Raw genomic sequence first — 22,301 nt, 5'->3', positions numbered from 1 at the left:
ATATGACTTATTCAGGATGTCAGCAGGAGATATTTACAACCAAGGCATTAGATGAGGTACATAAAGCATCAGCCGGAATTCCACGAATGATTAACCGGGTCTGTGAAAAAGCACTGATGTATGCGTTTCAGAATCAGAAACGATTGATCGATGACTATATGATCAAGTTCGTTGTGGAACACGAAATGCTTGGAATGGTAACTTCATAAAGCAGGCGCCGCCTGGAAACAGGCGGTATTGCCTAACTGACTGATGACAGAAAGCTAAGCAACTGAGCGTCAACTGATGTGAGCAATCTTGTGACATCTCATGAAATCACTAACATTATGGCATGTTGATAAGATACATCATCCACCAGATTGGGAAGTCTGAGTCTTTGTCCATGGTTTCCTACAAAATGGTCCATTGCTTCCTCTGCATAAATCCCAGGCAGGCAATATCCATCGAACTTCATATATAAATATTTCTTAAAAGCAGAAACACATTTATTTGATGACTTAGCTTTCATTGCTCTCCGTTCATGTGATTCAACCCAGAAGAAGTAACGGACATTGTTATTTCTTTTACTACATAAAAGTTTCCACACTGTTGGATAAGTCCATGAACCTGCTATTATAACAATATCCGGAAGAAATCTTTTTATTTCCCTGATTATAGATGGATTATATATGAAATCCACTCCACGTATCAGAATTTTCTTACCTGGTATTAGTTGTGTAAAGCTTTCCTTTAAGTCTTCATATGTCCAAGGTCGTAAAGGTAGTTCATCTGTCATCACATATACACGTAATTCTCCATTCATGAATCTTAACTGAGTATTTAATTCGTTATAAAACCGCATTCTATATGGAGTCAGAATATTTGTTAAAATCGCAAGCCTCATAAATCTCCTCTTAGAATCTTACTATTTCTTTGTATTTTCTGATATTTACCGAAGGCCGAAAAAACTCCATGAATCCATTGTTATATTCAGATGATGGCTGCATCGACAACTCACAGATTAGATTTGCCAATTCATCAACATCATATCCAGTAATTCTGATAGGAATATTCCGATGTCTGAATTTATGCTCAAAAGCTGTGTTTTTACCAAAACAGAATATAACCGGCCTTCCACAAGAAAGCACTATTCCAGTTTTACTGGGCATGGCTGTTTTAATTCCTCCAGGTACTAACGGAATGATATTCACACCGGCCGCAGAATAAATGTGGGTTGCTACTTCACTAGGCTGCATTGGTAACATCGTAACATTCGTAAGTTGATAAGTACGTATCCGCTTCTCAATCGCCTCCCGGTTCACCCCGTCTCCAATAATTAAAAAGTGGATTTTTTTATTGCCCTTTAGTTTAATGGCCGTTTCTACTATCATTTCCACATTCTGCATTTTCCCAATATTTCCAGCATATACCGCATAAAACACATCTGGAGCCAACCCATATTTCTTTACAAATTCATTTTCATCCCAGGTGATATTTACAGTAGAATCTGAGTATCCCCAATTATAAATAACTTCAATCTTTTTTTCGTCCACACCTTTATCTACGATGAACGATTTCATATCATCTGAAATACATATAATTCTATCGGACTTTCTATACACATATAGCTGCCATGCCTCGAAGTATTTGTATAAAATTGATTTTTCCTTTATCAATCCACTTTGAACCGCATTATCAGGCCATACATCCTGAAGCATAGCAACAACATGCAGTCCTTTACTTTTTGCTGCCAATATGGGCCAGAAAGAGGAATAGGAGACATCTTCAAACAAAACATCTCCTCCCTTAATTCTTAAAATACCAATAGCTTCCCTGATATTTGTCAGTGTATCCCGTAAATATCTTGAGATGATATTGGCATGTCTACTGCTCTTTCTTTTATACAAATGATATTCAATGTCATTCCCTATATAACCATATTTAAAAGCTGTATCCTCTTTATCTTCACATGCAACCAGACGCACAATAGAATTACCATCTTCCAGGAATGCCCCAATCAAATCCTGCAATAGATGATTAAAGGGGCTTGTCCGGTCATATACAACCGGTGTTGCCATTACTATCTTCACAGCCTCTCATCCCTTATCCATTTTCATCGACTTGAAATTTTACCATATCAACTGCCTTTTTACAGGCTCTAACTGCACTTTCGGCATTATCTGATTGTGCTATCACAAAACCAACACGGTCTACACTATTGTGAATTTCATGAGCTGTGTATCCTACACCGTGAACAATGCTTATCTGTTGGATTCCATCTATCTTTTCAGCATCAGAGATACCGATGATATTATGTATTACGCCTTTAGGTGAATCAAAATAACGGATAGCTGCGCCTTTATCATATTTGATGCTTAAATCTGGATTTTCACCTATTGCAATTCTAATACAGCATTCCACCATATTTACTCCGGTTGAAAGAGGAACAAGGTGTGTTGTTATATTGTCACCACCTAAACGTGCACCTATTTCAACAATTTTAGCACCATTTGACGTGATTTTAATTTCAGTATGGGATGGTCCATTTTTTATTCCAATTGCTTTGTTTGCCTCAACCGCTGCCTTAGCAATTTCTCTTTTCGTTTTCTCTGAAAGACAACAAGGTTGTGAATGCCCCATTTCAACAAAATAAGGAGCTCCTGTAGTCAACTTATCCGTTATCTGGATAACATGGCAGACTCCATCCACACTTATTGTCTCCACACTTACTTCCGGCCCTTCCATGAATTCTTCTACAATCATTTCTCCGGTATGACAAAAATGTTTACCATATAGGAATGCCTGATCGGCAGCAGTCAAATCATCATTATGTTCAAGAAGGCACACGCCACGGCTTCCTGAATTGTCTGCCGGTTTAACAATGAATTTTCCTGTAAAGCTTCTAATTATCTTATGGAATTCATCAATCGTATTTACACAATAAAATACCGGGATAGGAACCCCTGCTTCTTTCAGAGCCTGACGCATGGCAACTTTATTCGTGGCTTTCAATGCAGTGTCACCTGAAATTCCTATCAATCCCATTTTTTCAGCAACTGCTGCTACTGTCCTCACAGGCAGATCGCTGGCTAACGTCATAATTCCATTAATTTGATGCCTTATAGCTGCCTCTAATACACAATCAATATCATTGGTACTTATAATTTCCTTTTCAATTCCATTTTCCCGGAATCCAACCGCTTCCGGATTCATATCTACAACTACTACCTCCAGCCCCATTTCTTTTGCTTGAAGAATTGCAGGAAGCTGAAGTATACTTGCTCCTAATATCATTATTTTTTTCATATGTATAGTCCTATCTATTGCCCTATCCTGTCTCTCACAATATCTATTGCATATTTTATATCGTCTATTGCATAGCGGTGATCACACGGAAAAGCAAGCATATGAGTTGATATATAATCTGCAACAGAACATATTCCCTTGGCATTTTCTGATAATGGCCATATAACAGGTAAATACAGCCCTTTTTCACTTAACTTCTTTTGCAGCGTAAGTTGATTTACCTCTGTTAGTATGGGATAATAAAGAGTGCTTCTGATAGAATTATTGAGCATGGAGTGAATGCACGGGATATTTTTTAATTCATTATGCAAGAATTCTGTGTTCCTGCAACGTTGTGCATACATTCTTTTTAAATTCATGCACTGCAGCAGACCTTCCGATTTATCATTCATACTGGCAATATTATTTGTTCTATCAATATAGACATTGGCCTTTCTGAATGCCTCGCGATAATATTCTTTTTCTTTCCTTATCCTATTATGAAGATAACTGCTTTTATGTTTTAATCCGTCTATTCTCACATCTGCAAAATAGGAATCTTTATCCAGGGGTATTTCTCTAATAGGTTTTTTTGACAGTAATACGCCCCCGTCTGGTATAGCAAACCACTTCCTGATACTGCAGACTGTATAATACGCTTCGAGGCTATCTGCTGTACGGCTTAGAAAATCATGAGTAATATCTTCAATTGTGAGTATATTGTTTACACAGTTAATAGTGTCCTTTAGATCATCGGAGTAGAATGAAGGCTGACCAAAATAATTCATATACAAAAAAATAGAATTCTTTTTGATTTTCATTCGTACATCGTCCAAGTCAATTGATAAATCAGGATTCAAACGGTAAAAAACCACTCTATATCCTTCATCCTCAAAAGACTTTGACATACATGCACAACTTAAGGCAGGCATCAGTACTGTGGCATAGGAATCTTTATGTAATCTAGCTACATAACGGATTGCATCCCGTCCGCTTCTTAAATATTTAATCCTATCTTCCGGTATGTCGTTTAATACATGATTTGCTGATTCAAGTATATATGGTTTATTTGAATCCCAATCATATTCGCTTCCCATTTCAAAAAATGTTCTTTCCATCTTTGCTGTCATATTTTTTCCAATATCTTTAGTTTTTCTTTTTCAGTTTCATCCATCTGATTCTGCGACATATCTTTATATGTGTTTTCATGCCCCAAAACAACTACAATAGATTTTAAAAATATTTTTAAATCCATCAGAAACGTACAGTGTTTTGCATAATACGCATCATTTTTCATTTTTTCATTACCATCAACCGAGTTTCGGAAGAATGCCTGGCTATATCCAGTTAAGCCTGGACGTACCTGTAAAAATATCCTGACTTCGGGTGGATATCGATCCAACCAATCCGGTGGATCCGGCCGTGGTCCAATGAGGCTCATCTCCCCTTTCAACATGTTTAGAATCTGAGGAATTTCATCTATACTGGTACTGCGTAAAAACCTGCCCACTCTGGTAACACGCGGATCATCAACGCCATTATAAGTGGAACCATCAGCCAATCGAATATCAGGAGCATTTTTCTTCATGGAGCGGAATTTATACATCTTAAAAAGTTTCCCATTTTTTCCGATTCTTAATGCATTATAGAAAACCGGCAAACCGTCGTCCAGTATAATCATGGGAGCGACAAATATATAAATCAGTCCAAAAACAGGCAGCCCCAGAACTGATAACATTATGTCTATTATTCGTTTAAAACAGCGCTCATACATAAATTTATCCTCTGTCTATTTCATCCAAAATCTCTTTCATGTTTTCTATTACATATAAAACATCCTCTTTTTCGAGACATGTATGTAACGGAAGGGTAATCTCATTTTCGTATACCCCGTATGCATTCGGATAATCCTTTATCTCAAAACCCATAGCCGCATATCCACTCATCATTGGCAGTGGTTTATAATGGACATTTGCTGCAATCCCACGTTCTGCCAGTTTGATAATAATATTGTTGCGAACTGTACAACCAATGCCGGGTATCCGTACCATATAAAGGTGTCCACTGGATGTATAATCCTTGGTATAATGTTTCAGAACCTTGATACCTAACGGTTTAAAAGCAGCATCATACATGCCTATGTACTCTTTTCTTTTTTTCATCATATCGTCATATCGTGCCAATTGTGCCAGACCCATGGCCGCAGTGATATCTGTCATATTACATTTATAAAACGGTGAAACGATATCGTATTCCCATGATCCCAATTTTGTCTTAGCTAATGCATCCTTTGACTGTCCATGCAAAGATAGCAGCATAAACTGATTATAAATCCAATCATCATCCACACCCTTAATGTGTCTCCATGTTAATGCCCCTCCCTCTGCTGTTGTAAGGTTTTTCACAGCATGGAAAGAAAAACTTGTGAAGTCTGATAACTCACCACACATTTTTCCATTTCTGCTGGCGCCAAAAGCATGGGCTGCATCTGAAACAATAATGACTCTTCCTATTGATTCCTGAATCTTATTAGATGGACAAAATTTATTTTTTTTCCTTTGGACAATATCAAATATCTTGTGATAGTCACACATGATACCTCCTAAATCCACAGGAATAATAACTTTGGTTTTGTCAGTAATAGACCTTTCCAATAAATCATAATCCATCTCAAAGCTATCTTTCGCCACATCCACCATCACCAATTTTGCTCCTACATGGCATACCGGGCTGGCTGATGCCGTATATGTGTAAGCAGATGTAATCACCTCATCACCAGGACCAACTCCCAAAATTCTTAGAATTGATTCCAAACACGCAGTCGCCGAATTAAGGCAGACTGCTTTATCCACATTACAATAATCTGCTATTTTTTTTTCGAATAACTTTGTCTTAGGTCCAGTAGTTATCCAACCACTTTGGACTGCCTTTACAATTTCATTTATTTCATCCGCGCCAACATCTGGTGGACTAAATGGTATCTTTCGCATAATTATCCTCCAACAATTTCGCATCCGCTGAGAATTTCTTTACAATCTCCAATCCCAGCCTCACCTCTGTCTTCCGGCCAAACATTTCTATTTCAATAATTGCCAGCCTCTTATGCCTATCTATAAATTTGATTTTTCCTTTCATTTCTTTCATAGGCCCAGAAATAACAGTAACAACATCCCCTATGATGTATCCCTTCGACATTTCTGCAATATAAACCTCATTAACCATATATTTTAAAAATCTTACTTCCTCTTGTTTTAAAGGAATGAATTCAGTCCCATCTCCTAGTATTTTTGTTAAATCCGGTATTTGCTTCAATTTTGCAAAAAGAATATCCACCTGTTCTGTTATCAAAAAAATATATCCTGGAAACATGGGAAGCTGCTCATAATGCCAATCCCCCTGATATCGCCTCATACGTTCAAATCTTGGAATAATGCAATCCTCCAGGATAACCCGGGGAATCCTCGCTAAACATAATTCTGCCGTAGCCTGCTCCCTTCCGGTTCTGACCTGTACCGCATACCATTGGAGCATCTGAATCCTCCTTCCATTTCTTAATCCTTATCCTCTAAATGGGTATGCTTCGCCATCCCCTAAAAGAGAATCTGTCCTTAAAAGAAACAGAACCAACTTTCATGGTCTATACTCATCCATATAACAGGCATCCAAGCAGAATGCGCAAAGGCGACAATTCTGTATGAATGCCATTTTACCTATTATTTATAATTCCATTATTGCATATTGCTACTTTATCATGCCATATTAGTTTGTCATTCATCAATCCTTTAACAGTAGGCTCCAAACTCACAGCAGCTTCCATATCAACCATTTCAGTATTATTTTTTCTGTAATGGTACTCAGGAACCAAATCATGAACTAACTCCCTCACATTAGCGGTTTCACTAAGGGCCGCCTCCCCCAGACGTTGTAACGCCTTCTCAAACCGGTCATAATCCATATCAATCGGTTTTCCAATGAATATCCTGTCATTGACAGTCTTTTGCAATCCTTCTTCATCCATGAGAAGTTCTTCATACAGCTTTTCTCCCGGACGTAATCCGGTAAAGCATATATCTATATCTTTGTATGGCTCATAGCCGGATAAACGAATCAGGTTCTCTGCCATATCCAGAATCCTGACCGGATTCCCCATATTCAGTACAAATATTTCACCGCCCTTTGCATAGGCGCCTGCCTGAATCACAAGACTTACTGCTTCCGGAATTGTCATGAAATAACGTATGATATCCTTATGCGTCACTGTCACCGGGCCGCCATTTTCAATCTGCTGTTTGAATAATGGAATCACACTTCCATTGCTTCCTAACACATTGCCAAAGCGGACCGCGACAAATTCCGTACTGCTCTTTTGATTGCTCATCTGAACCACCATCTCACAGAGGCGCTTACTTGCTCCCATAATATTCGTTGGATTCACTGCCTTGTCCGTTGAGATGAGTATGAAACGCTGTACCTTGTATTTAATGGCGGCCCTGGCTGTTTTATAAGTGCCTAAGACATTATTTTTTATGGCTTCATTGGGACTGTCCTCCATTAAAGGCACATGCTTATGAGCCGCTGCATGGTAAACAATATCGGGCCTGTATGTACGGAAAAGATAATCAAGACGGTTCGTATTGCGCACAGAGCCAATCAGTACCACCAGATCCAGATGCGGATACTTCCGTTTTAATTCCTGCTGGATTTCATAAGCATTATTCTCATATATATCAAATATGATAAGCTGCTTTACCTTATGGCCTGCCAGCTGCCTGCACAGTTCACTGCCAATGGAACCGCCTCCGCCAGTGACCAGCACTACTTTTCCCTTGACATAACCCATGATTTCATCCAGATTAACATTTACCGGTTCCCTTCCCAGTAAATCTTCTATCTCCACTTTCCGGAGTCTTGAAATCGTGACCTCGCCATTCATAAGCTGGTACACACCGGGAAGTATCTTGACCTGGCACCCTGTTCCCTGGCAGATTTTCAAAATATCCCTTATATCCTCAGGAGGAGCAGTAGGAATGGCCACGTAAATCTCATCAATCCCCTTCTCCCTTACAAGTCTTGCTATATCCTTTCTGCTGCCCACAATGGATACGCCATCAATAACCCGCCCCTGTTTGTCCTTGTCATCGTCAATCATGCAGACTGGATATCCATGGACCTTTTCACTGGCTTTCATTTCCTTAAGTATAAGTGTTCCTGCTTTTCCCGCGCCGATTATCATCACCCGGGGCGGAATGCTTTTCTCAAGGAAGCGGTTTATCCTGTCTGTGATTTTCTGAAGTATCTGGAAACTGACCCGTCCACTCATGGCTGCCCCGGCCATCAGCACAAACCACAGCACGTAATAGCTCCTTGGCATACGCGCATCAAATAATAAAATGCCTACGGATTGTGCCAAAGCAGCAACCAGGCAAGCCAGCAGGACCTGCATCATCTCCCGAACACCTGAGACTCCCCACATGATGGCATAAAGGTGCCCCGCATAAAAAACAAGGGACACCATGACCATCTGCAAAAGTCCGTACTTCCATACTTCCCTGGCATACTCAATGGGAACAGAGGAAAGACTAAGGTCAAATCTTAATCCCAGGGCTAGGCACGCGCAAATCCATACCATGGCCATATCATAACCCCAGAGTATCCTCATCCTCACCTTTTTACTGCGGGGCAGGTATTTTTCTAATACAAGTTTGTTTTTACCTTTCACTTTCACATTCCCCTTTTGTACCGTAATTCAGGGCTTTATCGTTTGTAGATTACAGAAAGCGTACCTGAGTTAGGAATATTAAACCAAATCGTCTTGGAAGCTGCATCCACCCTGTTTGGCTGTATCACGGTCCAGGTACCGGTCAGGTTATTATAGAAAAGTACCTGTACCTCACCCAGGCCATCAACAAGATTCGGAACATACAGCGGTACTTCTACCATGCCAGCCTTTTCTGTGTTCGTTGCTGCATCTCTTGTTACAATCGCATGTGTACTGATAAGGGCATTGTATCCATCCAGGTTTGTTCCCGGAACCACCCCGTTTAACGGACTACCACTGTTTATTCCATTAATGGTTGTAACAGTACTTTCAGGAAGTCCTGCTACAGCGCGTTCATCTCCTGCTATAAGTTCCAACGCCGTATCCCCAACAATAACCTGACCTCTGCTATTTGTTGTGACCCCTGTTCCGCTAATTTGAACGGTATTTACCCCTTGTGCAGTTCCAATGGTGCCTTTACCTAACACTCTGTCTACCCTCTCCCCAATGTCATAATTACTATCCCCGCCATTATCGCCAATGACCGGGCCCGTGCCAGGGCTGTTGGCGGCATAGGAAATCACTGCCTGTGACGCTGCAAGCGCAGCTACTAACGCAATTGTTGTAATCCTTTTTCTCATAATCTTTACCCTTCCTTTCTTGAACTAAATTGAACATTTATTATAAGTATTAATTATCATACCTATTTTCCTATATCCGTGTCAGCCCTTTCCTCCCGGTAAAACATATCCAGGATAATAGGCCTGATCTGTGATTTATCAGGATGGTATTCATCGTAAATAGGTGTCTCCACTGCCTTTCCCGGAAGTGTCATCATGTCTGACTCCCCCAAATCCTGGTTTCCTCCTAAGAAGGCTAAGGCCATGTCCACATATCTGTCTTTTGTCATGTCAGTCACCATGTAGGGTTCCATTTCCTTTAATAGGCAGGACACAAAGCTGTCATCTTTTCCTGATTTTATCTTTGCAGCCTGAAGCAGCCCTTCTATATAAGATTTCTGGCGTTCCGCACGCCCCAGGGCGCTTTGCGCCTGGCCGGTGTCCCTGTAGCGGATATATTCCTCTGCCTGCCGTCCCTTAAGCGTGACCGTCTGTCCGTAAATGAATGCAGGATCAACCCGTTCCATCCCCTGTTCCTTCACAGTCACGGTAACGCCTCCCACCCCATCATTAATGATAGGCAGGGCAGACATGCTGATTGCCATGTACCCGTCAATCGCCAGACCTCCCAACAGATTACTCACCGCCTCTTTCATATATTGGCAGCTTTTATCCCTTCCGTCTCCATAGGCATAACCTAATGCAAGGTGCTGTATATCCCTGCCCAGGACATTGCCGCTTAAATCAGTCAGGGTTATTTCTGTCATGGTATCCCTTGGTATCATTAGGATTTCAACCTTATCCCTGGCCATATCCTGCGCAACAAGGAAAATTGCATCTGCCTGGCCTCCGGACCCGGCGACCATGGTCTCCTCCAGGCTTTCAGGCCGGTCTATTCCCATACACAGGATGGCTTTGACATACGTATTACGGCGGTAAACCTTTCCCTGATACTCAATCCTGTCTACCGCGCTTTGTTCCCTGTCTCCGTTCACATCCCGATGCCACTGCAGGACCTCCTCTGCCAATGCTCTTTTTTCTAAATACAGCTGACCGGTCCGGTATAGAAAAAATTCAGTAAGGACCGATGCCACCGCGATGACTGCAGCCATCCATTTTTTACGGTTTTGAATCCGAATGTTTTTTCTCCGTCTCATATTGCCCTTTATCTATAGCGGTCCATAATCTATTTTTCGCCCCCCCCCCCACCGTATTTCCCGTAATATTTCCCATAGTATTTTTTGTAATATCCATTATCGTAATCCGCCCCCACCCGGTTGAGGACCGCGCCCAGGATACGGCATCCGCTCTTTTCCAGCTGTACTTTTACTTTTTGGACCAAATGGTGACTGATTGTACCACTTTCAATTACAATTACCGCTCCATCACATTGGCCGGCAATAATAGCCCCGTCAATAAGATTTGCCATGGGCGGCGTATCTATGATGATATAATCATATTTTTCCTTCGCTTTTTCCAATAATTCCTTAAATAGCTGATCTTCCAGAAGTTCTGCCGGATTGGGGGAATATGGACCGGCCAGAATCATGCTGAAATTTTCTATATCGGTGGCATAACAGATATCCTCCATGGTTTTCTGTCCGCTGAGATACTGGGACAGACCGCTGGGACTGCCTTTAATTTCATATCTTTTTATGAATACGGATTTACGGATGTCCGCATCTATCAGCGAAACCTTTTTCCCTATGCTCCCAAAGGACGCCCCAACAGAGAAAGCGATTTCACTTTTTCCTTCATTGGGCAATGAGCTTGTAAACATAATTGTTTTCAGGCTGCTTCCACAAAACTGTAAATTGGTCCTGAGCGTCTTGATGGACTCCTCAAAATGATAGCCCTTCTCACCTGTATTCTGCAGTCTTAAAATTTGTTCCACGTCTTACTTTCTCCTCTCAGCCCTTTTTGCCTGGGTTTTCCGCTTTTTCCTGCTTCTCTTTCCTTCACTGCCCTTCTCCGGGTTTTCCTTTTTCTCCCTGTTGTTTTCCGGAATCACCGCCAATACACTGATGCCAAGATAACGGGAGACATCTTCCTCTGAACGGATGGTGTCATTCATGATGACCTGAAGTGCAATAAATCCACATGCCGCCATGGATAAAGCAAGTCCTCCCAAAGCAGCGTTCTTCTTTATATTAGGAGAGGTAGGGTTGTCAGGCACGACACCATTTTCTATGATTTTAGGCGGTATCATTTCCATGATATCCCCAATATAGTCTGAGGATGCCTTTGCTACTGCATCCACAATGGCTTTTGCCCTGACCGGATCAGTATCTGACACAGACATGTTAAGTATTCTGGTATCGGCAGGATTTGAGACGCGGATCATACGTTTTAACTGGTTATAGGATAAACTCAGTTTCTGTTTTTCGATTACCTCCTCCAGGACCGGCCTGCTGGTAATCATTACACTGTAATCCTTTGTCAGCTGGCTTCCTATCTGCAGGTCGGCCAGGGAAGTGAGTGTTGTTTCCTTTGATAATACATACACCATGGAAGTGGATGTATAAACCGGACTTAAAATCACTTTGCTGTATATACCTGCCCCAAGGCACCCTATCACTGCTGCCAGAATAATCATCCACAGTTTTTTCCTTAAAGCAAACAGCAGCTCCAATACGTCAATCTCAATTGTGTCTTCATTTCTGTCTTCATACATTTTGTTTTCCATTACAGTTACCTTTTCCATACTTTTTCTTTTGCTATAACATTCTGTCCTGCAGGATGTACCCTGGATTTGTCCTGGTTATGGTGACAGATGTCCTTACCTCCATATTGTGTTCCATCCAAGAAACCGCTGTTTGGATATCCGGAGTACGGTCCGATGAATCATGCATATCCGTGGCAATAAAATGAATCGTTCCTTTTTTCAGGTTTTTCCTGCACCAGCGGGCCTTTTTATCCATCCATCCCCCATTCAGGCTCCGGGCGTTTATCTGAAGGTAAGCCCCGTATTCAACCAGTTCCTCCGGCCGCTCCTGTTCAAGAAGACATTTATAACGCTCCACATGTGCAATCACCGGAAAATAGGATGCCTGAATCAGCTGGCGCACAGCCCTCTTTATCCTGCCAAAGCTGTCCGATGGTCCAAACTCCACCAACACGTATCTGCTGCCTGCCAGCGTAAGGGCCTTTCCCTGATTCAGGTATTCAACCAGGTTTTCAAAATACATGATTTCCTGTCCAAGGCTGACGCCAAAACCGTCTGCTATGGCTTTCGCCTGATAATCCAGACATGTGCATAACTCCTGAAGCAGCCCCGGGTCCTGATTTCCTGTAAAGTGTGGAGTTGCTATGATGTGCCGGATTCCCTGCCCATACGCCAGTTTTAATAATGCAGCGGCCTCATCCCAATCATGGGCTCCGTCATCCACCCCTGGTAATATATGTGCATGTATATCAATCCAACCGTTACTACAACTCATCTTTCCCCCACAATTCTTGTTCCAAGCATTCGTGCATAACACGTATAACATCCATCCCACTTCGGAAGCTCACATTACCTCTGTAATTCTTAAGGATTCCTTGAATGCTTGCATTCCGCCTAGAATATATCCTTATTGAGAAAACACACTTTTTACTCACCAGACATACTTGATTTGGATTAAATCCTATCTCTACGTAGCAACATCGAAAACCGCATTGTCTTTAAAGAAATATGTTAATATTTATTCATACCACAGAATAACCATTCTGTGGTGCTTTATTAATGTATCCTGTTTAAAGATTCCAGTAACATCAATCTTGAAATTAAATACTATATGGACTGAGTAAAGGAAACCATGTCAATTAGGCCGGTTGACACTTTTGTCACCCCCCGGCCTTGTTGTGTTGAATAAAAAGTAGCTATATGTATATTGACTCTGACTATATTTTGTTATATAATACCGACAGCAATAAAATCTATAAAACAATATGACGGCTTAACACCACAGAATGGTTATTCTGTGGTATTTCCATAAGTTGAGGAACCGCAGAATGGTTATTCTGTGGTGTTTTTCTGTTGATTTCAATCACCATCTTATTCATTATTTTTTCATATTGCCTAATGCTTGTAGCTACATATATCCGCGTGGTCTCAATCGAAGAATGGCCAAGTATATCTGCCAGATGTGACAAATCCTTCTCAATAGAATAAAAACATTTTGCAAAAAGATGTCTGAAATTGTGGGGAAACACCTTAGAAGGCTCAACCTTTGCTTCTTTGCATAACTTTTTCATAGAATGGCATATATTACTCCTATCCAGATTTCTGCCACTTCTTGTTCGAAACACGCATCCACTTTGTATATTTAAAATCTTAATATACTCTTTTATTGTTTTAATCAGATTTTTAGGAAAAATAATTACTCTGTATTTCCCTTTCATGGATATTTCTGCCTTCCCATTCTCTATTGATTCAACCGTAACAAAAGGAAGTTCGCTGATTCTAATGCCTGTTCCATATAAAACCATCATCATATAATATAATTGTTTATTTTCTTTACGCTTTGCCGTATCCAAAAGCCTTCTATAATCCTGCTCTGTAAGCTCCCGCTTTTCATCAATATATATCCGCCTCTGTACTTTTAGGAATTTAACCTTATACTCCTTTAAATTCATAAAGTCCAAAAAGGTATTAATTGCCGAAAGTTTTCCATTAACAGTCTGAGGTTTAAAATGACAACTCATATACTTTCTGTATTCAATTAATGCTTCTTTGTTTAATTCCATATGACTCATAAATACTAACATTTCATTTACATCGTGAACATATTTACTTATAGTTGTTCCTGCCTTTTCTTCACGCTTTAAATACTCCTTAAATTGTTCGATACATTCCTTTCTCATGGTTTCCTCCTGACAATAGTGGTTACTATTTGCAAATTCAATATTTTAGCTTCTCCATTTTATGTTATTTTCATTCTATTGCAAATATTTTTTCCATTTTTGCCGAATACAGATACCATTAGAGCCGATTTGAGTTCGCAATATCCCCCTCCCATTAAAATTTGCAAATAACAGTGCAGTTACCTGTTACAATGCAAACATTATATCTATCCTCTACCTCTAGCGGCAATAACTGCCGGTAACGCAATGCTTCCCAGGCTACTTCGCCTGCTGTCCATCTACGGGTTTTCAACCATTTTCTCTCTTTATGTCCGAGGCCTTAATGGCCAAACATTCTTCCCCCTGCAAGACCGTTGAACAAAAAAAGAAGACATCCGAAACTCATAAAAATTTCTGATGTCTTACTTTACAGACAGGCTTTCTGCCTGGCTCATTCCTATGGAAGGCTTATGCCAACCCCATTTCCACCTATTCACTGGAATGAATCATCTTACTTCTCTTAACCGTAAAAATGTTTCATATAAATCCAGAGCCCCGTATCCCCACTCCCTGTTGGGATACGATAGGGCTGGATTTCGTTTTGCTCCCCGTATTAAAAAAGCTTTAACAGAGGCTTCGCTCATTGTTATGTTATATCCTTCTACAATGCCCCAGCTTAAAAGATTAGCGACAGCACCAGCAACGTGGGCGGCAGCAACCGAGGTTCCTGTCCGGGTAGTCATGGGAATGGAGTCTCCGTTCCTGTACCCTATGGATGGTCCGCTTACATCAACCCCTGGGGCCGCTAAATCCGGTTTAACCAATCCGCCTATTGTATACCCACGGCCGGAATGAATGTAGATGCTGTTGTTGAAATGATTGTAGGCGCCTACTGTGATTGGAGAGGGAGAATCTCCTGGGAGGGTTATGGTAGTATTAGGGCTGGGAGTCAGAAACACGGTTTCATCGGAAATCAGGTTATGGGCCGGAAGCCACATATTAAATTGCCCTGTGAGATACTGGGTATTATACACGCGTATTTTCCAAATTCCCTTTGTAGGGGCTTCAAAACGTATAAAAACAAGCTGCTTGCCTGCGCCTGTCTCAATCAGTTGGTAATTGACTGTAATGACCGTGGGTTCCAAAAGGAACGGGATAGAGGTTTCATTTCTGCCTATGATAGGAATGCGGCCTATTGATTCACCACTGGGGGAGATGAATCCTACGGAATATGTATCAGCGGTGGCGGCCCAGAGTTCTACTACAAATCCACGCTGAGATTCCGGATTTCCAACTCGGATTTCCACGTCAATGGACGATTCACCCATAGGTATAGAGCCCATGTAGTGATGACCCCGGCCAGTTTCATTGCCTGCGGCAATTACCGTGGCCATTCCCAGATTTCTGCTGATATCCTGAATCATCACGTTAAGTGGAGACGTTCCCTCATGGCTGCCCAGATTGGAGCCGATTCCCAGTAGAATGACCAGAGGCTTTCTCTGGCTGAATGCCTCCACACGCAGGTACTTAATGCCCATCATAATATCATTTTCCTGATAAGCATCAGCGTCACTACTGACAAGATAGAAATCACGCAGATATTGTTTGGCTGGTTTTAGTTTGACGATTACCAATTCGCATTCTGGGGCAGCTCCTGTAAAATCCTGCTCAGGCAGTACTCCTCCGGCAGCAATGCCCGCCAGAAAGGTTCCATGTCCGTTGGTATCGGTAGAGGGCACCAAGGTAAGAGGAGCATCAGATTCCAGCGCCTCGTTAATTTGCTCCCGAGTGTATTCTGTGCCGTAGGTTGCCCCGCTGGCATTATAGCGGTTGGGTACGCCGGCAGGAAGGATACTTTTATCATCTGGAAGACTCTGGTCCCAAATACTGATAATTCTGGTAGTTCCGTCCTGATTGCGAAAAAGAGGATTGGTATAGTCAATTCCCGTGTCTATGATGCCGATTATAACGCCTCGCCCTCGATTGCTCAGGGCAGGCGATGCGTGGGTTGCTAAAATGCCGGAAGCCTCCATGCTGGAACTGTCTAAAAGCGTGTACAGACCAGGGATACTGTAATAGGTAAACTTGCTTAGTGATATGGGCTTTACGGTATCTAGCTGGGTATATATAATGCTGAAATCAGTACTTACAAAGTCCATACAGAGAATATCTTCCGAATCACCAGGAAATTGCTGCTGGCTCCCGTAACGGTAGATAAAGTCAGCAATGGTCTCTGAGGCTGAGTTAAAAGGGCAGTCCGCCATGATGTACCTCATGCAGGGTATTTGATAATAGTATATGCAGAATTTTAGAAACCTTTCACTGGCCGGCAGCCGCTTTTCCTGCTGGAAAAGATATCATGACGCGCCAGTTGCCTGTTCGGCACTGACAGAGAGTGTCCGTAATGCCTTTTTTTAGTATATGACCCAGTGTATTATGGTAACGCACTCTCCCGAAGCGGCAAAAAGTAGTAACCGTATTATTACCGTAAAAGACGGAAAAATTGAATAACAGTGTATGAAGGCGGTTCACATAAGGGGGGCGCATCTGTCACATTTCCCGGAATCGTATGGACATCCACAATAACTTCCTTTATTCAAATGCTCTGCTGAATACCGATGCTGCAAGTATACAACTCACTTTAATAATACATACTATTCCCAACATTCTTTTTCTCAATTTCAGTTTTTATTTATTATATGTTTTCACATTATATTCATATTTTTATAGTATACTTGATTAACAGGAGGATAATAATATGAAATCAATTTTTGAGTCTGCAGAGCAGCTGAAACCAGAACTTGTATCGATTAGAAGAACATTACATCAATATCCTGAAGTAGGTCCAATCTTACCACAGACCCAATCATTTGTTCTTGGTAAGCTGGAAGAGTATGGATATTGCCCCCAGAAACTATGTGAAAGTGCTATTATTGCCACAATATCCGGAAAGCAGCCAGGTAAAACAATCCTTCTGCGCGCGGACATGGACGCTCTGCCAATTAAGGAAGCTGCTCCTGTTCCGTTTGCATCAGAAAATGATTATATGCATGCTTGTGGACACGATATGCACACAACCATGCTTCTGGGCGCAGCTAAATTGTTAAAACAATACCAGCAGAATCTGGTTGGAACTGTAAAACTGGTATTTCAGCCTGACGAAGAAGGATTCACAGGAGCAAAGGCAATGCTCAAGGCCGGTGTATTGGAAGACCCCCATGTAGATGCATGCATTGCTTTCCATGTAGTTTCCGGCATTCCATCCGGAACGGTTATGTGTGGTTCAGGTACCTGCATGGCAGGATGTACTTTATTTCAAATCCATATAAAAGGCACCGGCTGCCATGGTGCAATGCCGGAAACCGGAGTCGATCCCATCAATATTGCGGCCCATGTTTATCTGTCTCTTCAGGAAATCGTTGCAAGAGAAATTGCACCCACCCAGCCAGCCGCACTTACCATTGGCAAGTTTTCTGCCGGCGAAGCTCCGAATATCATCCCAGAAGAGGTAATTCTGGAGGGAACCATCCGTACAATGGATCGCAAGATATCCAAATTCATCTTTGACAGAATTGAAGAAATCTCCACTCAGACAGCTTCTCTCTTTCGTGGACAGGCTTGTGTGAAAGAAATCGCCTCTGCACCACCGCTGCAAAATGACAGTGAAATGGTCAAGGAAATTGCCAGTTACATGAAAAAATGCTATGAGCCTCATAAAATAGTATTGTTTGCACAAGGAGGTATGGGATCAGAGGATTTCGCCTCTTATACTTATGAGAGGCCGTGCTGCTATATGTTGATAGGCGCCGGAACCTCAGAGGAAAATCCGCTGTTTGGCAAACCGATGCATAATGACCACGTCGTATTTAACGAGGACATTCTTCCCCTGGGCAGTGCACTTTACGCATCCAATGCCATAAACTGGCTGCAAAACCACACTCAATAAAGCTCAAATTCCTTTATTGAATTAGTCCCGGCAGGCATTTTTTTCTTTGTATGATGAATATATTAATAAAAAAGGGTATTCATATGCGTACAAAAAGATATACAGTTGTCATTGCGGGGCTTATGCCGGAAATCGTCACTCAGAGCATTCTGATTAAGATTTGGAGAAAAGCTGCCCAAAAAGTATGCGCGAGTACAGGCATATATGTAAACGCACGGTTAAGTGAATCTTATTTCCTTTGTGGGGACGAACGGGAAGCTGAGCTGGACGGGCTGACCGCTAACTTTATAATCATATGGAATCCAGTCGAGGTGGAAAGTGATGAAGAGTTCCATGAGGCATTTACACAGGTTGTAAACGGTGTAAGGGAATTATTGGGTAATCCATATGTGTGGGTTACGATTGAGGAAATAGAGTTTTATTATTTTATAAAATGCTGAAAGCTAGGAGCCGCCTTCGGGCGGCTCTTTTCTATCCCCAAAAGAGAATATTGCCCCGTCTCAGCTTAAAATCGCGTTTACAATCTTGGTTATATGTCTTCTTTTACATTCAGCCATAGGTTGTCACACTTTTTCATCTAGTCCATATATTATTATTATCTCGATAGAGAGATAAGAAAGGAGATAATAATAATGACTGATGATAGAAATATTCTTTGTCCAACAACATGTCCAAGGAGCTGTCCATGCCCAATTGTTTTGGAGATTGCCAACTCCATTGCCAACGAAGAGCAGGCTCTTGCCTGCATACTGAATGCAGAGTGCGATAAAATAAGCAAGGTCGTTTCGGCTTATAGCGATTACGAAACCTTAATAGCCATTGATTCATCAGTTCAGTCTACACTGGACCGGGTCATTAGCCTTGAAGGCGTATTAAAGGCAAAGCTGGATTCCATTATTCCACTACTGAATGATTGCATGTAACAACTAAGTGGTCTCTATAAATTAATATGTAATAACCTCTCCATATTCCGGGGGATTTAATTCCTCCGGAATATTTTTTCTCCTCCGGTTCTTCTTTCCTTCGTTACACAGCTTGTCACACAATCCTCCCTTTTTCATATATTATATTACACCAAAAGAAAGGAGCAAACAAAAATGAATGAAATGAATACTTGCAACATGCAACATGTACACGAAATCTTGGGGAGCACTCTCATCGCAGAACGCTGTGAAGACCCTCATAATCACCGTTTTGCAACTGTATCCGGTGAGGCTATACCTTTTATGGGAAGCCATGTTCATAGGGTAACATTTCTTACTGATTCTTACGACGGGCATTTTCACGAATTTAGCGGGACATCTTCTCCTGCTATACCTGTGGGTGATGGCAGACATATTCACTTTGCGAAGGCCCGCACGACTTTTCAGGATGGACATACCCACGAATTCAGAGTGTCCTCTCTGATTAACAATCCTATTGATAGATGCTAGAGGAAGTAACCCTATGCCTGATAATTTTGAGCAATTATTAAAAAGGAGTAGTTAATTCTTATCAATCGAGCAGGGGAGATATTCTCTCCCCTCTCCCGCCCTCCGGGCCGCCACCACGAGCCTGCCATTATCCAGCTGTGTCTCTTCCAGCTGACCAGAAGCGCACATCCGCTGCCGCACAGGACGGCAAGAACCATCCACAAAGTCAAAAAAGCTTTACACTTAAAATGAATCGGAAGCATATAATAAATCATATGATATTTATAAGAAAGGGAAAATATGTATATCGATAGCGAGGAATTGAATCTTACACGTTCTGATTCAGCGTCTGAAAACGGGTTATTATCTCCAGAAACTTCCTACTGGGAATCTCCAACAGACAGCACGCCTGGTACTGCTCCTTTATCCCCGGAAACTCCCTCCTGGGGACCTCCGGCAGACAACACGCCCGGCAGCGCTCCTATATCTCCAGAAACTCCCTCCTGGGGACCTCCGGCAGACAACGCACCTGGCAGCGCTTCCTCATCTCCGGAAACTCCCTCCTGGGGACCTCCAACAGACAACACACCTGGCAGCGCTCCTTTATCTCCGGAAACTCCCCCATGGGGACCTCCTATAGGCAACGCACCTGGCAGCGCTCCTTCATCTCCGGAAACTCCCCCATGGGGACCTCCAGCAGGCAACATACCTGGTACTGTTCTTTCTCCCTTTATTTTTCTGCCTGTCCGTCCCACGTTTCCCAGCCGCCCGAACAGAGGCACTGCCAGCATTCGTTTTCTTCATGCGGCTGCGAATCAGCGGGCCATTAACATACGGTTGGGCAACCGCAATGTTATAAACGACATGCGCTTTGGCAGTTTTACTCCTTACTATACAAACACGGGGAATCAGAGTACTCCTATTACGGTAATAAATACAAGAACGGGTGATACGCTGTACCGGGGAAATTTTTATTTTTCCAATCAATCCGCTTACACCGTGTCAATTGTTGATAATGGCTCCCGCATTACCCTGTATGTTCTGCAGGATACTCCCTGCAATAATACAAATGCGGGCTGCATCCGTGCGGTCAATCTTTCACCTAATAGCGGTGCAGTGGATATCTTTCTGTCAGGATATGGACGCATCTTCCAGCGTATCAATCAGTTTTCCTATACGGGATTTCGCCTAATCAACCAAGGCACATACCGCGCAGCCGTCTCCGAGTCCTTGCCTTGTACGAACAACAATTCGATTATAATGACCGAGGACTATGTGGAATGCAATAATACACGCATTGCAATTATGGATACAGCCACATTTAATGTCCAGAATGGTGTAACCTATACCCTGTATATTATAGGTCTTGCTTACCAATTTCCTTCTCTGCGGATTTTACCTTTAGAAAGCGATCTGATATATTAAATGAAAGGGAGCAGCTGGAAAATATTATTTATTGGACTTAATGGCGGCGGACAATTTCAAAATTGTTCGCCGCCGTCAAGTCTGTACTGGCTAAAGCCATAAATAAAAGGCACCATCTGCACGTTCCAAATACATTCTAGTGGATTGCATCCTCAAAGAATTCGTATGCTTCTTTATCCGTAAATCCTTCATGCACAATCTTTCCGATTGCTGCCGCCATCTCCAGCGAGTGAACACTCTGAAAAATATTTCTTCCCATATCCACGCCATGGGCTCCGCCGCTTATTGCATTGTAAGCCAGGGTCAGGGCTTCCTTCTCCGGAAGCTTCTTGCCGCCTGCCACTACGATGGGAACCGGGCATGCCGCCACAACTTCTTCAAAGTTTTCACAGTAATAGGTTTTAATGATGTTGGCTCCCATTTCAGCAACAATTCGGGTAGCCAGCTTGAAGAAACGGTCCGTGCGCTCCATCTGTTTGCCCACGGCCACAACGCCCATGGTAGGGATGCTGTATCTCATTCCCAGATTGATTGCCTTTGAAAGGTTCTCAATACTGGACAGCTGTCCGTCGGCGCCGATGAAGGTCTGGATTGCCATACAGTCTGCATTCATACGGATTGCGTCCTCAATATCTACCGCCAGGATTTCATGGGACAGGTCGTCGTTCAGCATGGAGGAACCGGAGGTGGAGCGAAGGGCAATGCCCTTGCCGCACGCTGGTGTCACGCATGAACGCAGAGCGCCTCTGGTCCCCATAAGTACATCCACATAGGGAAGCAGCTTAGGAATCACCAAATCCAGACGCTCCAGTCCGGCAGTTGACCCCATAAAGTATCCATGGTCAAAGGCGAACATAACCGTGTTCCCACTTTGGGGATTAAAAATGTTGGACAGATGTTTTTTCATTCCCCAGTCCAGGTTGTTTGCTCCTTTAACATAGAAGCCATCGTTATTTGCAAAGGGTACATCTACGTGGTAATCCTTCGCAACCTTTACACCTTCCAAATCAGCCATAATCAAAAATCTCCTTCCAATTCATAAATTAATACAA

At 42.2% G+C, this 22,301-nt stretch carries 21 protein-coding genes and 2 pseudogenes; 7 read left to right on the top strand and 16 right to left on the bottom strand.

Going from position 1 to position 22,301, the window contains the following annotated elements:
* Positions 1–209, top strand: a pseudogene (locus tag G614_RS31670) (AAA family ATPase); the annotation flags it as partial.
* A gap of 98 nt (positions 210–307) precedes the next feature.
* On the opposite strand, the gene G614_RS0102095 reads toward G614_RS31670, so the two are convergent.
* The 15 genes from G614_RS0102095 to G614_RS0102025 form a co-directional block, all read right to left on the bottom strand.
* The gene (locus G614_RS0102095) at positions 308–883 is read right to left on the bottom strand and encodes a hypothetical protein (RefSeq protein WP_027640591.1); all 576 of its coding nucleotides are present in this window, start codon (positions 881–883) and stop codon (positions 308–310) included.
* Between the two features lie 10 nt (positions 884–893).
* Entirely contained in the window at positions 894–2,069 is a 1,176-nt protein-coding gene (locus G614_RS0102090) for a glycosyltransferase family 4 protein (protein WP_027640590.1), read from the bottom strand.
* 13 nt (positions 2,070–2,082) lie between these two features.
* Positions 2,083–3,285, bottom strand: a complete 1,203-nt coding sequence (locus G614_RS0102085; protein ID WP_080664458.1) for an ATP-grasp domain-containing protein — start codon at positions 3,283–3,285, stop codon at positions 2,083–2,085.
* A 14-nt stretch (positions 3,286–3,299) separates the two neighbouring features.
* Positions 3,300–4,394, bottom strand: coding sequence for a hypothetical protein (locus tag G614_RS0102080; RefSeq protein ID WP_027640588.1), 1,095 nt, complete (start codon positions 4,392–4,394; stop codon positions 3,300–3,302).
* Positions 4,391–5,038 carry a sugar transferase gene (locus G614_RS26595; protein ID WP_044917323.1) on the bottom strand — a complete coding sequence of 216 codons (648 nt, stop codon included), beginning with the start codon at positions 5,036–5,038 and terminating at the stop codon, positions 4,391–4,393. The genes G614_RS0102080 and G614_RS26595 overlap by 4 nt, the downstream gene beginning before the upstream one ends.
* A gap of 4 nt (positions 5,039–5,042) precedes the next feature.
* Positions 5,043–6,254: a DegT/DnrJ/EryC1/StrS family aminotransferase gene (locus G614_RS0102070; RefSeq protein ID WP_044917322.1), complete on the bottom strand. Its 1,212-nt coding sequence runs from the start codon at positions 6,252–6,254 to the stop codon at positions 5,043–5,045.
* Positions 6,235–6,795, bottom strand: a complete 561-nt coding sequence (gene loaP, locus G614_RS26590; RefSeq protein WP_044917321.1) for an antiterminator LoaP — start codon at positions 6,793–6,795, stop codon at positions 6,235–6,237. The genes G614_RS0102070 and loaP overlap by 20 nt, the downstream gene beginning before the upstream one ends.
* Before the next feature lie 175 nt (positions 6,796–6,970).
* A complete protein-coding gene (locus G614_RS0102060) occupies positions 6,971–8,923 on the bottom strand; it encodes a nucleoside-diphosphate sugar epimerase/dehydratase (RefSeq protein WP_044917343.1) in 1,953 nt (650 codons plus the stop codon).
* Positions 8,924–9,018: 95 nt separating this feature from the next.
* Entirely contained in the window at positions 9,019–9,663 is a 645-nt protein-coding gene (locus G614_RS0102055) for a hypothetical protein (protein WP_027640585.1), read from the bottom strand.
* 62 nt (positions 9,664–9,725) lie between these two features.
* Positions 9,726–10,799, bottom strand: coding sequence for an LCP family protein (locus G614_RS0102050; protein ID WP_027640584.1), 1,074 nt, complete (start codon positions 10,797–10,799; stop codon positions 9,726–9,728).
* Positions 10,800–10,828: 29 nt separating this feature from the next.
* Entirely contained in the window at positions 10,829–11,536 is a 708-nt protein-coding gene (locus tag G614_RS0102045) for a CpsD/CapB family tyrosine-protein kinase (RefSeq protein ID WP_027640583.1), read from the bottom strand.
* A gap of 3 nt (positions 11,537–11,539) precedes the next feature.
* A complete protein-coding gene (locus G614_RS0102040) occupies positions 11,540–12,328 on the bottom strand; it encodes a YveK family protein (protein WP_027640582.1) in 789 nt (262 codons plus the stop codon).
* Between the two features lie 31 nt (positions 12,329–12,359).
* A complete protein-coding gene (locus G614_RS0102035; RefSeq protein ID WP_027640581.1) occupies positions 12,360–13,082 on the bottom strand; it encodes a CpsB/CapC family capsule biosynthesis tyrosine phosphatase in 723 nt (240 codons plus the stop codon).
* A gap of 478 nt (positions 13,083–13,560) precedes the next feature.
* A complete protein-coding gene (locus G614_RS0102030) occupies positions 13,561–14,487 on the bottom strand; it encodes a tyrosine-type recombinase/integrase (RefSeq protein ID WP_027640580.1) in 927 nt (308 codons plus the stop codon).
* Positions 14,488–14,972: 485 nt separating this feature from the next.
* Entirely contained in the window at positions 14,973–16,730 is a 1,758-nt protein-coding gene (locus G614_RS0102025) for a S8 family peptidase (RefSeq protein WP_027640579.1), read from the bottom strand.
* A gap of 169 nt (positions 16,731–16,899) precedes the next feature.
* On the opposite strand from G614_RS0102025, the pseudogene G614_RS34175 reads away from it, so the two are divergent.
* The 6 genes and pseudogenes from G614_RS34175 to G614_RS29595 all read left to right on the top strand — a co-directional run.
* Positions 16,900–16,977, top strand: a pseudogene (locus tag G614_RS34175) (ABC transporter ATP-binding protein); the annotation flags it as partial.
* A 247-nt stretch (positions 16,978–17,224) separates the two neighbouring features.
* Positions 17,225–18,412, top strand: a complete 1,188-nt coding sequence (locus tag G614_RS0102020; protein WP_027640578.1) for a M20 metallopeptidase family protein — start codon at positions 17,225–17,227, stop codon at positions 18,410–18,412.
* An 83-nt stretch (positions 18,413–18,495) separates the two neighbouring features.
* Positions 18,496–18,852, top strand: a complete 357-nt coding sequence (locus tag G614_RS0102015; protein ID WP_027640577.1) for a hypothetical protein — start codon at positions 18,496–18,498, stop codon at positions 18,850–18,852.
* A gap of 192 nt (positions 18,853–19,044) precedes the next feature.
* Positions 19,045–19,335 (top strand): hypothetical protein, encoded by a 291-nt coding sequence (locus tag G614_RS0102010; RefSeq protein ID WP_027640576.1) that lies wholly within the window; start codon positions 19,045–19,047, stop codon positions 19,333–19,335.
* Positions 19,336–19,509: 174 nt separating this feature from the next.
* Positions 19,510–19,845 carry a YmaF family protein gene (locus G614_RS34170; RefSeq protein ID WP_027640575.1) on the top strand — a complete coding sequence of 112 codons (336 nt, stop codon included), beginning with the start codon at positions 19,510–19,512 and terminating at the stop codon, positions 19,843–19,845.
* 279 nt (positions 19,846–20,124) lie between these two features.
* A complete protein-coding gene (locus tag G614_RS29595) occupies positions 20,125–21,249 on the top strand; it encodes a DUF4397 domain-containing protein (protein ID WP_207637835.1) in 1,125 nt (374 codons plus the stop codon).
* 136 nt (positions 21,250–21,385) lie between these two features.
* Here G614_RS29595 and lsrF read toward each other — a convergent pair whose 3' ends face one another.
* Positions 21,386–22,264, bottom strand: a complete 879-nt coding sequence (gene lsrF, locus G614_RS0101985; RefSeq protein WP_027640573.1) for a 3-hydroxy-5-phosphonooxypentane-2,4-dione thiolase — start codon at positions 22,262–22,264, stop codon at positions 21,386–21,388.
* Positions 22,265–22,301 lie beyond the last annotated feature (37 nt).

It is taken from the genome of [Clostridium] clostridioforme AGR2157 (assembly GCF_000424325.1).
Taxonomy (GTDB): domain Bacteria; phylum Bacillota; class Clostridia; order Lachnospirales; family Lachnospiraceae; genus Enterocloster; species Enterocloster clostridioformis_A.
Note: the sequence above shows the minus strand (reverse complement) of the source record. Positions and strands in the feature narration are given on the sequence as shown.

What these genes read in the sequence shown, in the direction of transcription:
- G614_RS0102095 (WP_027640591.1), bottom strand. Translation starts at nt 883, where the DNA reads ATGAGGCTTGCGATTTTAACAAATATTCTGACTCCATATAGAATGCGG.
- G614_RS0102085 (WP_080664458.1), bottom strand. Translation starts at nt 3,285, where the DNA reads ATGAAAAAAATAATGATATTAGGAGCAAGTATACTTCAGCTTCCTGCA.
- G614_RS0102080 (WP_027640588.1), bottom strand. Translation starts at nt 4,394, where the DNA reads ATGACAGCAAAGATGGAAAGAACATTTTTTGAAATGGGAAGCGAATAT.
- G614_RS26595 (WP_044917323.1), bottom strand. Translation starts at nt 5,038, where the DNA reads ATGTATGAGCGCTGTTTTAAACGAATAATAGACATAATGTTATCAGTT.
- G614_RS0102070 (WP_044917322.1), bottom strand. Translation starts at nt 6,254, where the DNA reads ATGCGAAAGATACCATTTAGTCCACCAGATGTTGGCGCGGATGAAATA.
- loaP (WP_044917321.1), bottom strand. Translation starts at nt 6,795, where the DNA reads ATGCTCCAATGGTATGCGGTACAGGTCAGAACCGGAAGGGAGCAGGCT.
- G614_RS0102060 (WP_044917343.1), bottom strand. Translation starts at nt 8,923, where the DNA reads ATGAGGATACTCTGGGGTTATGATATGGCCATGGTATGGATTTGCGCG.
- G614_RS0102055 (WP_027640585.1), bottom strand. Translation starts at nt 9,663, where the DNA reads ATGAGAAAAAGGATTACAACAATTGCGTTAGTAGCTGCGCTTGCAGCG.
- G614_RS0102050 (WP_027640584.1), bottom strand. Translation starts at nt 10,799, where the DNA reads ATGAGACGGAGAAAAAACATTCGGATTCAAAACCGTAAAAAATGGATG.
- G614_RS0102040 (WP_027640582.1), bottom strand. Translation starts at nt 12,328, where the DNA reads ATGGAAAACAAAATGTATGAAGACAGAAATGAAGACACAATTGAGATT.
- G614_RS0102035 (WP_027640581.1), bottom strand. Translation starts at nt 13,082, where the DNA reads ATGAGTTGTAGTAACGGTTGGATTGATATACATGCACATATATTACCA.
- G614_RS0102030 (WP_027640580.1), bottom strand. Translation starts at nt 14,487, where the DNA reads ATGAGAAAGGAATGTATCGAACAATTTAAGGAGTATTTAAAGCGTGAA.
- G614_RS0102025 (WP_027640579.1), bottom strand. Translation starts at nt 16,730, where the DNA reads ATGGCGGACTGCCCTTTTAACTCAGCCTCAGAGACCATTGCTGACTTT.
- G614_RS0102020 (WP_027640578.1), top strand. Translation starts at nt 17,225, where the DNA reads ATGAAATCAATTTTTGAGTCTGCAGAGCAGCTGAAACCAGAACTTGTA.
- G614_RS0102015 (WP_027640577.1), top strand. Translation starts at nt 18,496, where the DNA reads ATGCGTACAAAAAGATATACAGTTGTCATTGCGGGGCTTATGCCGGAA.
- G614_RS0102010 (WP_027640576.1), top strand. Translation starts at nt 19,045, where the DNA reads ATGACTGATGATAGAAATATTCTTTGTCCAACAACATGTCCAAGGAGC.
- G614_RS34170 (WP_027640575.1), top strand. Translation starts at nt 19,510, where the DNA reads ATGAATGAAATGAATACTTGCAACATGCAACATGTACACGAAATCTTG.
- G614_RS29595 (WP_207637835.1), top strand. Translation starts at nt 20,125, where the DNA reads ATGTATATCGATAGCGAGGAATTGAATCTTACACGTTCTGATTCAGCG.
- lsrF (WP_027640573.1), bottom strand. Translation starts at nt 22,264, where the DNA reads ATGGCTGATTTGGAAGGTGTAAAGGTTGCGAAGGATTACCACGTAGAT.